The organism is Pseudomonas sp. 5P_5.1_Bac1 (genome assembly GCF_025466015.1).
Classification (GTDB): Bacteria; Pseudomonadota; Gammaproteobacteria; order Pseudomonadales; family Pseudomonadaceae; genus Aquipseudomonas.
This window is the reverse complement of sequence record NZ_JANLNX010000106.1, coordinates 99,040-111,516: the sequence shown is the minus strand read 5'-3', so window position 1 is coordinate 111,516 and position 12,477 is coordinate 99,040. Positions and strand designations below refer to the sequence as shown.

12 protein-coding genes are annotated in these 12,477 nt (G+C 63.2%); 3 read left to right on the top strand and 9 right to left on the bottom strand.

Annotated features, from left to right (window positions below; translation table 11 throughout):
* Nucleotides 1-51: 51 nt before the first annotated feature.
* Together NTD82_RS23090 and NTD82_RS23085 are read right to left on the bottom strand one after the other, a co-directional pair.
* Complete coding sequence (locus tag NTD82_RS23090) at nucleotides 52-2,958, bottom strand: FAD-binding and (Fe-S)-binding domain-containing protein (RefSeq protein WP_262130418.1); 2,907 nt, start codon at nucleotides 2,956-2,958, stop codon at nucleotides 52-54.
* Between the two features lie 211 nt (nucleotides 2,959-3,169).
* Nucleotides 3,170-4,204 (bottom strand): ABC transporter substrate-binding protein, encoded by a 1,035-nt coding sequence (locus NTD82_RS23085; RefSeq protein ID WP_262130417.1) that lies wholly within the window; start codon nucleotides 4,202-4,204, stop codon nucleotides 3,170-3,172.
* Nucleotides 4,205-4,473: 269 nt separating this feature from the next.
* Between NTD82_RS23085 and NTD82_RS23080 the strand changes: the two genes are divergently transcribed.
* Complete coding sequence (locus NTD82_RS23080; RefSeq protein WP_262130416.1) at nucleotides 4,474-5,157, top strand: histidine phosphatase family protein; 684 nt, start codon at nucleotides 4,474-4,476, stop codon at nucleotides 5,155-5,157.
* Between the two features lie 43 nt (nucleotides 5,158-5,200).
* On the opposite strand, the gene NTD82_RS23075 is transcribed toward NTD82_RS23080, so the two are convergent.
* On the bottom strand, nucleotides 5,201-5,806 hold the full coding sequence (locus NTD82_RS23075; RefSeq protein WP_110970664.1) for a DUF4142 domain-containing protein: 606 nt from the start codon (nucleotides 5,804-5,806) through the stop codon (nucleotides 5,201-5,203).
* A 194-nt stretch (nucleotides 5,807-6,000) separates the two neighbouring features.
* Between NTD82_RS23075 and NTD82_RS23070 the strand changes: the two genes are divergently transcribed.
* Nucleotides 6,001-6,648 (top strand): transcriptional regulator, encoded by a 648-nt coding sequence (locus tag NTD82_RS23070; RefSeq protein WP_262130415.1) that lies wholly within the window; start codon nucleotides 6,001-6,003, stop codon nucleotides 6,646-6,648.
* A gap of 51 nt (nucleotides 6,649-6,699) precedes the next feature.
* Here the strand turns inward: NTD82_RS23070 and NTD82_RS23065 are convergent, their stop codons facing one another.
* Nucleotides 6,700-7,005: a RidA family protein gene (locus NTD82_RS23065; protein WP_262130414.1), complete on the bottom strand. Its 306-nt coding sequence runs from the start codon at nucleotides 7,003-7,005 to the stop codon at nucleotides 6,700-6,702.
* 133 nt (nucleotides 7,006-7,138) lie between these two features.
* Between NTD82_RS23065 and NTD82_RS23060 the strand changes: the two genes are divergently transcribed.
* Nucleotides 7,139-8,257, top strand: coding sequence for an aminotransferase (locus NTD82_RS23060; RefSeq protein WP_262130413.1), 1,119 nt, complete (start codon nucleotides 7,139-7,141; stop codon nucleotides 8,255-8,257).
* 114 nt (nucleotides 8,258-8,371) lie between these two features.
* Here the strand turns inward: NTD82_RS23060 and NTD82_RS23055 are convergent, their stop codons facing one another.
* From NTD82_RS23055 to NTD82_RS23035, 5 genes are all read right to left on the bottom strand, one after another.
* Nucleotides 8,372-9,277 carry an SDR family oxidoreductase gene (locus NTD82_RS23055; RefSeq protein WP_095158514.1) on the bottom strand — a complete coding sequence of 302 codons (906 nt, stop codon included), beginning with the start codon at nucleotides 9,275-9,277 and terminating at the stop codon, nucleotides 8,372-8,374.
* 103 nt (nucleotides 9,278-9,380) lie between these two features.
* Nucleotides 9,381-10,301 carry a pyridoxal-phosphate dependent enzyme gene (locus NTD82_RS23050; RefSeq protein ID WP_262130411.1) on the bottom strand — a complete coding sequence of 307 codons (921 nt, stop codon included), beginning with the start codon at nucleotides 10,299-10,301 and terminating at the stop codon, nucleotides 9,381-9,383.
* Nucleotides 10,298-11,092, bottom strand: coding sequence for a PhzF family phenazine biosynthesis protein (locus NTD82_RS23045; protein ID WP_262130410.1), 795 nt, complete (start codon nucleotides 11,090-11,092; stop codon nucleotides 10,298-10,300). Before NTD82_RS23045 ends, NTD82_RS23050 begins: the two co-directional genes overlap by 4 nt.
* 9 nt (nucleotides 11,093-11,101) lie before the next feature.
* A complete protein-coding gene (locus NTD82_RS23040) occupies nucleotides 11,102-11,785 on the bottom strand; it encodes a transcriptional regulator (RefSeq protein WP_262130409.1) in 684 nt (227 codons plus the stop codon).
* A 109-nt stretch (nucleotides 11,786-11,894) separates the two neighbouring features.
* Nucleotides 11,895-12,473 (bottom strand): flavin reductase family protein, encoded by a 579-nt coding sequence (locus NTD82_RS23035; protein WP_262130408.1) that lies wholly within the window; start codon nucleotides 12,471-12,473, stop codon nucleotides 11,895-11,897.
* Between the last annotated feature and the right edge of the window lie 4 nt (nucleotides 12,474-12,477).

The window sequence follows — 12,477 nt, the reverse complement described above, 5'->3', positions numbered from 1 at the left end:
GGCGGCCTGTCGTGGAGCGACCATAGCAGCCATCTGCCCTGTCATGAAACGCTAGGAGAGGACCTTGGCCAGATATTCGGCCAAATGCATCGCTTCGCGGCCACTGACATTGCGAATCTGTCCCCGGCAACTGAATCCGTCGGCGACCACCGGGGTTTCCTCGGGGATGCAGTCGAGATGCGGCTTGAACTCCTGTTCGCCAATCACCTTGGCAATCGGGGACGTTTTGGAATGATAGGCGTAGGCGCCCGCGACACCGCAGCAGCCCGCCTGAATCACTTGCCCCTTGCCGCCGAGCTTCTCCAGCACCCCTTGTTCGGCACCCATTCCGCCGCAGGATTTCTGATGGCAGTGCCCGTGGATCCGCACGTCCGCGTCGATCGCCGGCAACTCCAGGGCGCGACTGCGGATGAACTCGCTGAGGGTCATGATCGACTTTTCCAGCTTCTTCGCCCGCACATCGTCCGGGAACAGCCCCGGCATTTCGTCCCGGAACACCGACAGGCAGCTCGGTTCAAGCACGAGCACCGGCATGTTTTCCTCTAGCACCGGCTCCAACTGGTCGAGAATCTGCGCGAGATTGGCCTTGGCCTGATCGATCATGCCCACGTCGTAATAAGGGCGGCCGCAGCAAACGTGGCGCTTCATCAGCTTCACGCTGAAGCCAAGCCGCTCCAGTACCTGCACGCCGGCTTCCAGCACGCTGGGGGTGAAACCGTTATTGAAGCTGTCCACCCACAGCAGTACGTCGGTGCCACGGCGACTACCGTCGCTCTTCAGAATGCGCTGTGCCGTCGCGCCGGAGCGGAAGCTTTGCGGCGCGATCTTCGGGAATTTCGCGTCCCTGGCAAGCCCGAACCAGGCGCCCGCCGTGCGCACCAGCGGATTGCCCATGGCGTAGTTCAGCACTGGGGACAGTTTGGTGGCATGGGGCAGCCACGCGCCGATACGGCCGATCATGGCATCCATGACCGGGCGGCGTTTGTCGGCGTAGTAACGGTTGAGGAACTCGGTCTTGTAGCGGGCGATGTTCACATGGGTCGGGCAATCCGTCTTGCAGCCCTTGCAGCTCAGGCACAGATCGAGGGAGTCCTTCACCTCCTCGCTCTGCCAGCCGTCCTCGATCACCTCGCCCTTGAGCAATTCGAAGAACAACCGGGCGCGGCCTCGTGTGGAGTACTTCTCTTCGCGGGTCGCGCGGAAACTCGGGCACATGGTGCCACCGTCCAGCGAGCGGCATTTGCCCATGCCAATGCAACGCTCCGACTCGCGGGCCAGTCCCTTGTTCCCCAGGCGCGCATCGTAGGTGAACTGGCTTTCGACCTCGCGGCGGCTGTAGTCAGGGCCCATGCGCAGGTTGGCATCCACCGGCATGGCATGAATGAGCTTGCCCGGGTTCATCCGGTTGAGCGGATCCCACAGGGCCTTGAATTCAGCGAAGGCCTGCATGATCGCCGGCGGGTACATGATGTGCAGGTACTCACCCTTCGCCTGACCATCACCATGTTCGCCGGACAACGAGCCGCCGTAACGCACGACCAGTCGTGCCGCTTCATCAAGGAAGGCACGCCAGTCCTGCACCCCGCTGTCGGATTTCAGATCGAAAGTAATCCGCGAGTGAATGCAGCCGTCGCCGAAGTGGCCGTACAGGTTGGTCTTGTAACCGTACCGCCCGACCAGCGCCCTGAATTCCCGCAGGTATTTGCCCAGATGTTCCGGCTCGACGGCCGCGTCTTCCCAGCCGACCACCGGGTCCGGCGTGTTTGGGTCCAGCCCCAGGGACGTCGCGGAGGCTCCGGTTTCGCGAATGGTCCAGATCCGGTTCATCAGCCCCTTGTCCGTCACCAGGCGAGCACTGGGCTGGCCGGGCAATAGCGGCGCGATGTCCACCGCCCGACGGGCAAGCGCGGTGGCCTCTTCACTCGACAAGGCGCCGAACTCGATCATCAGCCAGGCGTTGCCGGCGGGCAGCTCGGCGATATCGGCGAGCTTCATGCCGCGTTCTTTCAGGCCGCCGATGATGCCGTCATCCAGCCCTTCCATCGCGATTGGGCTCAGTGGCAGCAATTGCGGGACCGAATCGGCGGCTTCGTAGATTTCCGCGTAACCGAGTACCACCAGGACACGGTGCGTCGGGTTCTTCACCAGCAAGGTTTCAGCCTGCAGGACCGTGACACAGGTCCCCTCCACGCCCACCAGGGCCCGGGCGATATTGAAGCCGTTTTCCGGCAGGAGCTGATCCAGGTTGTAGCCCGAGACGCGGCGCTTGAGTTTCGGGAAGCCTTGGCGAATCTCGTCTTCGTAGTGATCCACCAGGTCCTTGAGCCCCTGGACGATCGCCGCACGTTGGCCGCCTGCCTGGAGATGCTCGCGGAACGTGCGGTCATCCGTGGGGCCGACCCAGAAGCGCTCGCCGTCGTAGGTCAAGACCTCCAGACGCTCGATGTTTTCAACGGTCTTGCCGGCCATCACCGAGTGTGCACCGCATGAGTTGTTGCCGATCATGCCGCCCAACGTGCAACGGCTGTGGGTCGCGGGATCGGGGCCGAAGGTCAGCCCGACTTTCGCCGCCTCGTCCTTGAGCTGGTCGCAGATAACGCCTGGCTGCACGCGCGCAAGCCGTCGTTCGGCATCGATGAACTCTATCCCGTGCAAATATTTCGAGGCATCGATCACAACGGCCGCATTCACCGACTGACCACACATGGAGGTTCCCGCGCCACGGGGCAGCAACGGCAGACCCGCGTCCTTGCACAGGGCGACCGTGGTGACGATGTCCTCGAGGGTCCGAGGGATCACCACGCCGATGGGCAACTGCCGGTAGTTGGACGCTTCCGACGCGTAGACAGCGCGTGTCGCGGCATCGAAGCGGATTTCCGCCGTCGTTTCCGCCTCCAGCTTCTGGCGCAGGTTGAGCAGGATATTGAGGTCGAGGGGGATGGAGTTGTTCTTGGTCATGGGGCGAAGCCTTCTCGGTCATCAGCACGGTCGCGTCGATAGGCCGGTACTTTAGGGCGCCAGCCCGGCTTCGCTCTACGACTGTCAGCAACGAAGAACCCCTGCTAACTACCTACTTCAAGAAGGTATCGAACGTTTAGGCAAAAACGCCGATGGCGCCCCGAAAGGCGCCATCGACGGGCCTTTCGGCCAAGGGAAAACGTGCGCGGTTTCAGCGACTGGACCAGGCAATGAAGCGCTCCTCCAGTGCCTCGCCATGATCCAGCCAGAAATTCACATCCATTTGCAGGGCGTTCTTCATATTGGCCGGATTGGTCGGCAGGTCTGCCTCCAGGTCCTTGCTGAGCAATGCCGCAGCCGCCGTGTTGGACGGGCCGTAGGCCATTTTCTCGGTGTAGAGCTTTTGCTGCTCGGGACGCATGGAGAAGGCGATGAAGTCGTAGGCGGCATCCAGGTTCGGCGTGCCTTTGGGAATGGCCCAATCATCGAACTGGTACAGATTGCCGGACCAGACCACCTGTAAATTCGCGCCGCTGGTCTTGGCCGCGTGAATGCGACCGTTGTACGCCGAACTCATCACCACATCACCGGCCATCAGGTATTGCGGCGGCTGGGCGCCGGCTTCCCACCACTGGATGCTGGACTTGATCTGGTCCAGCTTGGCAAAGGCCCGGTCGACGCCCGCTGGCGTTGCGAGCAGCTTGTATACCTCAGCGGGCGGAACACCGTCGGCCATCAGCGCGAACTCAAGCGAGCCCCGCGCCGACTTGCGCAGGCTGCGTTTGCCCGGAAACTTTTTGAGGTCCCAGAAATCGCTCCAGCCCTGTGGCGCTTCCTTGAGTTTGTCGGCGTTGTACGCCAGCACGTTCGACCAGACGAAGATCCCTAGCCCGCATTCGCTGCGAGTGCCCTCGACCAGCGGGTCCTTGATGCCGAGGCGGTCATGGTCCAGCTTCTCGAACAAGCCTTCCTCACAACCACGGGCAAGGTCCGTGTCCTCGACATCCAGCACATCCCAGGACGTACTGTTGGTGCTGACCATGGCTTTGAGCTTGGCCATTTCACCGTTCCATTCGCCGGCCACCACCTTCTTGCCGGAGTGACGCTCAAAGGGCTTGTAAAAGGCCCCGACCTGAGCCTCCTTGCTCGCCCCACCGTAGGAAATAACGGTTACCGAATCCGCAGCAAATCCATTGCCCGAGAGGAATCCACCGCAAACGAGAGCCAGCAGAACTTTGCCATTCATAGCAGCACCTGTTTTTTATCAAACGTTTATTGGTTGGGGCAGCGTTCAAGGAATAGGGGAAAAGAGTGAGGCAGCCTTGGAGGTTTTGTTGGTTTCGCGTTTATTGGCGCCTGGGGAAATATAATCATGCGCCCGGCGGGCACCGCTACCGGTGAGAACCATGAACAATGGAAGGAAACCTGATACTTGAACTATGAAGTCCCTCCTGCGATGAACTTGGGCAGGGCTTCGCGAGCACAGGCCCAGAAGACAATCAGAGCCCCGCAAACATGAGCGCCACCCTTGACCGCAAACACGTCCGTCTGATTCGCCACGCCGAAAGCGCCGCCAACGCCGGCCTCGTCACCACGGATCCAGACACTATCCCGCTGACCGAAAACGGCCGCAAACAGGCCACCGCGCTCGCTGCTGCCCTCGACCATGCGCCGCAACTGATCGTGTACTCGCCCTTCGACCGCGCACGCATGACCGCCCAGCCCATCATCCAGCGATTCCCGGATGTGCCAACCGCAACCTGGCCAGTCGAGGAGTTCACTTACCTCAGCCCGCGCCGCTTCAATGGCAGCACTCAGGCGCAGCGCAAACCTCAGGCCGATGGCTACTGGGCACAAGGCGATGCGGCGTTTCGGGATGGTGAGGATGCGGAGTCTTTCCGCCAGTTGCTGGACCGTGCCCAAACCCTGCTGGATCGGCTGGCCCGGCATGAGGCCGAGGACATTCTGGTGGTCAGTCACGGTCAGTTCATTCGTGCCGTGGCATGGCTGATTCTCTACGCAGATGAGGCAGCAACACCGGCGCGGATGCGCGCGTTTCGCCAGCAGGATGTGGCGGTGCCGTTTGGTAATTGTCAGAGCTATCTGATGGTGTTCGGGCCTGATGGCTGGCGGGTGCTGTACCCGATCAGTGCGGATGGGCTGCCGCAACCCGCCGATCCTTTCTGCAGCGCCCCGTAGAACCTGCGGGGGCCATCGCAATGGCGCCCCGCTCGGCCGTTACTCAGGGCTTGGTTTCAGCGTGATCTTTCGGGGTCACCGGAACGCCGTTGGGGCCGGGGACCACCGGGTCGGTGGCATCACGGGTGGTGGCGTGCGGATCGACCGAACTGCCGCCATGAGCCGCAGCCAGCTCCCGGGCTTTCTGCAGATGGGTTTTCAGGGTCGGCAAGGTCTGCTCGGCATAGGTGCGCAGTTCCGCATCCTTGCCGTCCTTGGCGTAGTTGGTGAACAGTTTGACCGCCGCTTCGTGGGCGTTGACCTGGTTGTTGGCGTAGGCCTGGTCAAACGACTTGGCTCCGCGCAGTTCCAGGATCATCGCCTTGGCCTTGTCGATAAGGTCGGCATCGCTGGAGACTTCGAGTTTCTTGCTCGCTGCCAGTGCCTTGAGTTTGTCGTTGGCCTGGGTGTGGTCCTTGACCATCATCGCCGCGAACGTCTTCACGTCGCTGGCCGTGCCCTTCTCTTCCGCGAGCCTCGCCGCTTCGACTTCCGCGATGCCCTTGGCCGAGGCGTCCTCGACGAAATCATCGGCGTCCTGGGCCGCATGCACGGCGCCGGCCAGGGTGAATGCCAGAGCGAAACCCGCACTACGCAACAGTGTGTTCATCATTGAATCCTCTTGTCAGTTCCAGATCTGCGTATCACTCACTGATCTGAGCAAGCGGCGATTGCAGAGGTTCATCTTTTTTTGCCCGTCCCGGAGCACGGACAGCCCCGCCCCCCCCCCAGAGCCCGACAGCACACCAACTGCTATCATGCCCGCCACTGCCCGATCCAACCCCAAGGACGCTGCCGTCAACCATGAAGAAACTGGACAACTACAAGACCATCGCCGACTGCATCGCCACCCTGCTCTTCCCCCATGCCGAAGTCATCGTCCACGACCTGCACAGCCAGACCGTGGTGCACATCGCCAACAACTTCTCCAAGCGCACCTTGGGTGAGGACTCGGCGCTGGACGAGTTGCCCGGCGACTTCGACCAGGTTTCCAGCCTCGGTCCCTATGAAAAGCTCAACTGGAACGGCCAGAAGATCCGCTCCATCACCAGCGTGCTGCGCGATGAGCAGGACCAGCCCGAGGCGCTGCTGTGCATCAACATCAATTTCTCGGTGCTCGATCAGGCCCGCGAGGCGCTGAATGCCTTCTTCCAGGTCAGCCGCCTGATCCCGCAGCCCGAAGCGCTGTTCCGCGATGACTGGCAGGAGCGCATCAACACCTTCCTGCACGCGTGGATGGCCGAGCGGCAACTGTCGCTGAATACCTTGAGCATGAAAGACAAACGCGCCCTCATCGAGGCGCTGTACGCCGAAGGCGCGTTCGAAGGACGCAGTGCCGCCGACTATGTGGCCAACGTGCTGAGCATGGGCCGGGCGACGGTCTACAAGTGGGTCAAGGCGCTGCGCGATGTTCCCGTTGGCGGCCGTGGCCTGGCGCAACCGCAGGCCTGAATCGCCTTTTTGCGTGCTGCCCGATGGACAGCACGCCGCCCTCCTCGCCGGTCAGGCGTTCGCCGCCGCAATCACGCTGATTTCCACCCGCATGCGCGGATCGCACAGCGTCGCCTGTACTGTCGCCCGTGCCGGTGCGCTGCCCAGCGGCAGCCATTCATCGCAGACGCCATTCATCGCGGCGAAATCCGTGGCGATGTCCCGTAGATAAATCGTCGCCGAGAGAATCCGGGCTTTGTCCGTGCCCGCCTGTGCCAGCAGGCTCTCGATATTGCGCAACGTCTCGCGGGTCTGGCTCGCCGTGTCCCCTTCCAGATCGTTGGCTCGTGCCCTCGTGCTTCCGGCGGGAAGAATCATCTCTTCACATAGATATATTGTCTACCGTAGATATTTAGGCTATACATATTTCCCGCCCGCACACCACCCATAACTGGGCGAGCGCGCCTGAACCCTGCTTTTATCAACCTGCAACAACCACAAGAGAGCAACCATGAAGATCAAAGAGTTCGGCGTCGAAATCTGGATGAACGCCTACGAGAACAAGTGCCGCTACAACCTCGCGGAAACCTGCGTGGAGTCCATCACCCTGGGCCAGTTGCTGGCGTTTGCGGGCAAGCAGGACAGCATCCTCGATGAACTGCTGCCGATGAAAATGACCTATGGCGCCATCGAAGGCTCCGACCGCCTGCGTGACCTGATCGCCTCGCTGTACGACAGCCAGGAGCGTGAAAACGTGATCGTCACCCACGGCGCCATCGGCGCCAACGCGCTGGTCTACGAGACCCTGGTAGAGCCCGGCGACCACGTGGTGTCGGTAGCGCCGACTTACCAGCAGCATTACTCGATCCCGGAAAGCTACGGCGCCGATGTCTCGATCCTGCGTCTGCGCGAAGAAAACGCCTTCCTGCCGGACCTCGAAGAACTGCGCGGCATGGTCAACGCCAAGACCCGCGTCATCGCCCTGAACAACCCGAACAACCCCACCGGCTCGCTGATGGACCGCGCGCTGCTGGAGCAGATCGTCGAAATCGCCCGTTCGGTGGACGCCTGGCTGCTCTGCGACGAGGTCTATCGCGGCACCGACCAGCATGGCGACGGCTTTACCGCCTCGGTGGCCGACCTCTACGAGAAAGGCATCAGCACCGCCAGCATGTCCAAGACCTACTCTCTGGCCGGCCTGCGCCTGGGCTGGATCGTCGCCCCGCAAGCGCTGATCCACGCCGTGTCGATCCACCGCGACTACAACACCATCAGCGTCGGCATGCTGGACGACCACTTCGCCGCCATCGCCCTGGAAAACCGTGAGCACATCCTTGCCCGCAGCCGTTCGATCACCCGCGACAACCTGGAAATTCTTGACGCTTGGGTGGCGAATGAACCGCGGGTGTCTTATGTGCGGCCGAAAGCGGGTACTACCGCGCTGCTGAAAATCGACACTGACCTGTCGTCGCGGGATTTCTGCGTGCGGTTGCTGGACGCCAAGGGCGTGATGTTCACCCCGGGCAGCGCGCTGGATATCGAGGGTTATGTGCGTATTGGCTATGCCAATAATGCGCAGGTGCTGAAGGAAGGGTTGGCGTTGGTGTCGGCGTTCCTGCGGGAGATCTGATCCGACCGGGCGCCGCAGGCTTCAGATCGCCTCCATACTGTGGGAGCGGATTCATCCGCGAAGGGCCGGCGTCCGGTGAATCCACTCCCACCGGTTGGTGAGTAATCAGGCCCTTCAAGGCAACGGATTACCCCCCGTCACTCCAAACACCTCACCGGTGATATAGCTGGACTCCTGCGACGCCAGCAACACATACAACGGCGCACACTCGGCCGGCTGCCCCGGGCGCTTCATCGGGGTCTGCCCGCCAAAGTTCGGGATTTTCTCGGCGGGCTGGCCGCCACTGGGCTGCAACACAGTCCAGATCGGTCCCGGCGCCACCGCATTGACCCTGATTCCGCGCTCGATCACCTGCTTGGCCAGTGCCTTGGTAAAGGCGACGATCGCCGCTTTGGTGGTGGCGTAGTCGAGCAAGGTCGCCGAGGGCTGATACGACTGGATCGAGGCGGTATTGATGATGGTCGCCCCGGCCGGCATCAGCGGCACCGCCGCCTGACACAGCCAGAACAGCGCATAAACATTGGTCTTCATTGTCGCGTCGAACTGTTCGCTGGTGAGATGGGCCACCTCTTTGCGCGCCACCTGCTTGCCAGCGACGTTCACCAGAATGTCGAGGCCGCCCAGTTGTTCGTGGGCCTTGTCCACCAGGTCCTTGCAGAAGCGCTCGTCCTTCAGGTCTCCCGGCATCGCGATCGCCCGACGGCCTTCGGCTTCGATCAGTTTGATCACTTCACGGGCGTCAGCCTGTTCGATGGGAAGGTAGTTGAGGACGATATCGGCGCCCTCGCGGGCAAAGGCAATCGCCACCGCGCGGCCGATCCCGGAGTCTGCGCCGGTGATCAGCGCCTTGCGGCCGGCCAGTCGGCCGAAGCCCTTGTAGGTGTCTTCGCCGTGATCGGGCTCAGGCTTCATGCGTGAATCCAGGCCCGGTGCTTCCTGGCCCTGAGCCGGAAATGGCGGTTGCGGGTATTGGGTCAGCGGGTTCTGCATGCTGAACTGGTCGTGCTTCTTGGTCGGCATCGGAGACCTCCACAGGATGGTGCGCAACAGCGCGCTACTGTGAGGTTCGAGACGGGGCGGTCCGGGAAGGTTTGCCCGGACCGGCCACGTCACCGACCGGCGGTCAGTCGACCTGGGCCCGCCACTCGCGAATCTGGTCAATGGTCGCCGTCACACCACCGCAGACCACCACCAGCACCCGGTGATACGTCCGCAGCGCTTCGCTCGGTGCGTAAGCCAGCGCCAGCGCGGCGCCGCAGGCCGGTTCCACCAGCACGCGGTGGTCGAGCAGGAAACGCTCGCAGGCGTCCAGGGCTTCGCCGTCGCTGACGACATGACTGATGATCGGCCGCCGCTGACTCAGTTCAAACGCCTGACGACAGACCTGCTTCGCGCCCAGCGTGGTAGCGATGCTGTCGATGCTGTCCAGCGCCGCCCATGTCTTTTGCGTCATTGCCGCCGCCAGCGACGCCGCGCCCGCAGTCTCCACGGCGAACACCGGCACGTCCTCCCAGCCATTGCGCTCCAGGCCCTCGCAGACGCCGGACAGCAGTCCGCCGCCGCCCACCGACAACACCACCGCATCCGGCTTGAAACCGCTGGCGACCACTTCGTCCACCAGACTCGCATGGCCTGACCAGAGCAGCGGGTCGTCGAACGGATGAATGAACGCGTCGTCCTCGCCCACCAGCGACAGCGCCAGTTCATTGGCCTCATGCCAGACCTTGCCGTGGACGATCACTTCGGCTTCTTCCTGGCGGATCAGTTGTCGGGCACGCTCGGTGGTGCTTTCCGGCACCACCACGGTGACCGGCAGGCCCAGGCAACGGCCCGCGTAAGCGACGGCGATGCCGGCGTTGCCGCCCGAAGACGAAATGAAGCGGCGCTTGCCTTGCTTCGCATGGTGCTCGCAGGCCTGGCCAACGCCGCGCAGTTTGAACGAGCCGGCGGGTTGCAGGGCATCGAGCTTGAGCCAGACCTCATGGCCGCTGGCCAGGCTCAGCGGGCGGGATTCCAGCAGCGGTGTATTCAGGTGCAGGCTCATGGCCGATTCTCCAGGTAAAGGGTGCCGCGCAGGTAAAGTGCGGCCTGGCCGCTGATGATGATCCGGCCGTTGTCTTGCACGTCGCACTGCAATTCGCCACGTCGGGCGCCGCCCTGACGGGCGCGCAGGCTGCGCTTGCCAAGGCGTTCGGCCCAATACGGCGCCAGCGCGGTGTGCGCCGAGCCGGTCACCGGGTCTTCGTTGACGCCGACCTGCGGGCCGAACCAGCGCGAAACGAAATCGACGTCGGTGCCCGGCGCGGTCACGGCGACGCCGCGCACGTCGTAGCGCGCCAGGGCGGCGAAGTCAGGTTGCAACCCTTCCACCACCGCTTGGCTCTCCACCACCACGATGTAGTCGTCGCAGCGATACAGCGCCTCGATCCGGCAACCCAGCGCTTCGGCCAGTCCGGCGGGCGGGGTCTGCTGTTGTGGTTGTTTGAGCGGGAAATCCATGGCCAGCAACGCGCCGTTGCGGCTGACCCGCAGTTCGCCGCTGCGGGTGAAGAAACGCAGGGTCTCGCGGCGTTCGCCCAGTTCGTTGAACAACACCCAGGCCGCCGCCAGCGTGGCGTGGCCGCACAGGTCGACTTCCACGGCCGGAGTGAACCAGCGCAGACGGTAACCTTCACCTTCGGCGACGAAGTAGGCGGTTTCGGACAGGTTGTTCTCCGCGGCGATGCGCTGCAGCGTCTCGTCGTCCAGCCAGGCCGGCAGCGGGCAGACCGCCGCCGGGTTGCCGCCGAACGCGCGGTCGCTGAACGCATCGACCTGATAGAGCGGTAGTTGCATGGAGACTCCTTAACCGTTACGGATTTCTTCGAGGTAGTTGTAGATCGTGTAACGACTGACGCCGAGCGCGGCGGCGGCCTTCTCCACCGCGCCTTTGACGATAAACAGCCCGCCGTCGTGCATCTGCCGCACCGCATCGAGCTTCTGCGCCTTGCCGAAGCGCACGCCCTGGCGGCCGGCGTCCTGCAGCGCGCCGTCGATGATCTGGGTCATCAGTTGCTCGAGGTCCGGCGTGTCGGTAATTGGCGGCGCCGGTTCCACCGCGGTGGCGAGCAGTTGTTCGAGGCAGGCCTGGGCGGCGGCGATGCCGCTGAGGTCGGTGTTCACGCAGAGGCTGGCGTAGGGCTCGCCGGCGGCATCGCGAAACACCACGGTGGCGCTGCGCAACGTGCGGCCATCGCGGCCACGGGTGGGATAGTTCTCCACCACCACCGGGGCCTGGCTGCCCTTCTCCAGCCCGGCCTGCAAAACCGCGTCGAAACCGCGGTCATCCTGCGGGCCGGCGAGGATCGGGCTGCCGACCTGACGGCCGCTGATATGGCCGTTGACGATGGCGAGCACCGATCGCTCCGGGCACGTGAGGTCGTGCAACAGCACTTCGGTGTTGCGGCCCAGCACGCTGCCGAGCATGCGGATCGTGGCCCGCAGCACGTCCAGCACCAGGCGGCGTTCTTCGTGGGTGGCGTGGGTCACGGCGAACTGTCCAGGGAAAGTGGACAGGAAAAATATCAACAGATCGTTGAAAATTCAACAAAGCTTTTAAGTTGCCCGCCGGAACGTTTCGCCAGCGGGCAACACGCCCTCAGGGCTGCTCGACGTCCAGCGCCTCGCCGATCGCATAGAAATGCCCGCCAGCCACGTAGTGCAGGCTGCGCAGCGCGGGATCGGCGGTTTCGAAGGTCCAGTGACCGTCCTGGAACACGCGGTCATCGGCCCAGGCGGCGACGACTTCGGCGATAAACAGGTCGTAGGTGGACTGGTTGTGCGGCTCATTGATAACCCGGCACATCAGCCAGGCCGAACAACCGGCGACCAAGGGCGCCGGGTAACCCTCGACGCGAAACAGCTCGACGCCGGCCTGCATCAGTTTGTCCGGCGTGTCGGCGAGGCTTTGGGTGCCGACCTGGTGAGTCAGCTTCAACTGGCCGGCATTGGGCACATGCAGCACCATCCAGCCGCTGCCTTCCACCAGTTGCCGGGTCTTGGCGATCTTGTCGAGGACCACGGTGACCTTGGGCGGGTCGAAGTCCAGGGCGCAGGCCCAGGCGGCCGCCATCACGTTATCGACCCCGTCGTGGGACGCCGATACCAGCACGGTCGGACCGTGGTTGAGCAGGCGGTAGGCTTTTTTCAGGTCGACGGGCTGGAAGTGCGCGGGCATGGGG

Bases quoted from the DNA above. Each gene is read 5' to 3' on its own strand.
- NTD82_RS23090 (WP_262130418.1), bottom strand. From the start codon at position 2,958: ATGACCAAGAACAACTCCATCCCCCTCGACCTCAATATCCTGCTCAAC.
- NTD82_RS23085 (WP_262130417.1), bottom strand. From the start codon at position 4,204: ATGAATGGCAAAGTTCTGCTGGCTCTCGTTTGCGGTGGATTCCTCTCG.
- NTD82_RS23080 (WP_262130416.1), top strand. From the start codon at position 4,474: ATGAGCGCCACCCTTGACCGCAAACACGTCCGTCTGATTCGCCACGCC.
- NTD82_RS23075 (WP_110970664.1), bottom strand. From the start codon at position 5,806: ATGAACACACTGTTGCGTAGTGCGGGTTTCGCTCTGGCATTCACCCTG.
- NTD82_RS23070 (WP_262130415.1), top strand. From the start codon at position 6,001: ATGAAGAAACTGGACAACTACAAGACCATCGCCGACTGCATCGCCACC.
- NTD82_RS23065 (WP_262130414.1), bottom strand. From the start codon at position 7,005: ATGATTCTTCCCGCCGGAAGCACGAGGGCACGAGCCAACGATCTGGAA.
- NTD82_RS23060 (WP_262130413.1), top strand. From the start codon at position 7,139: ATGAAGATCAAAGAGTTCGGCGTCGAAATCTGGATGAACGCCTACGAG.
- NTD82_RS23055 (WP_095158514.1), bottom strand. From the start codon at position 9,277: ATGCCGACCAAGAAGCACGACCAGTTCAGCATGCAGAACCCGCTGACC.
- NTD82_RS23050 (WP_262130411.1), bottom strand. From the start codon at position 10,301: ATGAGCCTGCACCTGAATACACCGCTGCTGGAATCCCGCCCGCTGAGC.
- NTD82_RS23045 (WP_262130410.1), bottom strand. From the start codon at position 11,092: ATGCAACTACCGCTCTATCAGGTCGATGCGTTCAGCGACCGCGCGTTC.
- NTD82_RS23035 (WP_262130408.1), bottom strand. From the start codon at position 12,473: ATGCCCGCGCACTTCCAGCCCGTCGACCTGAAAAAAGCCTACCGCCTG.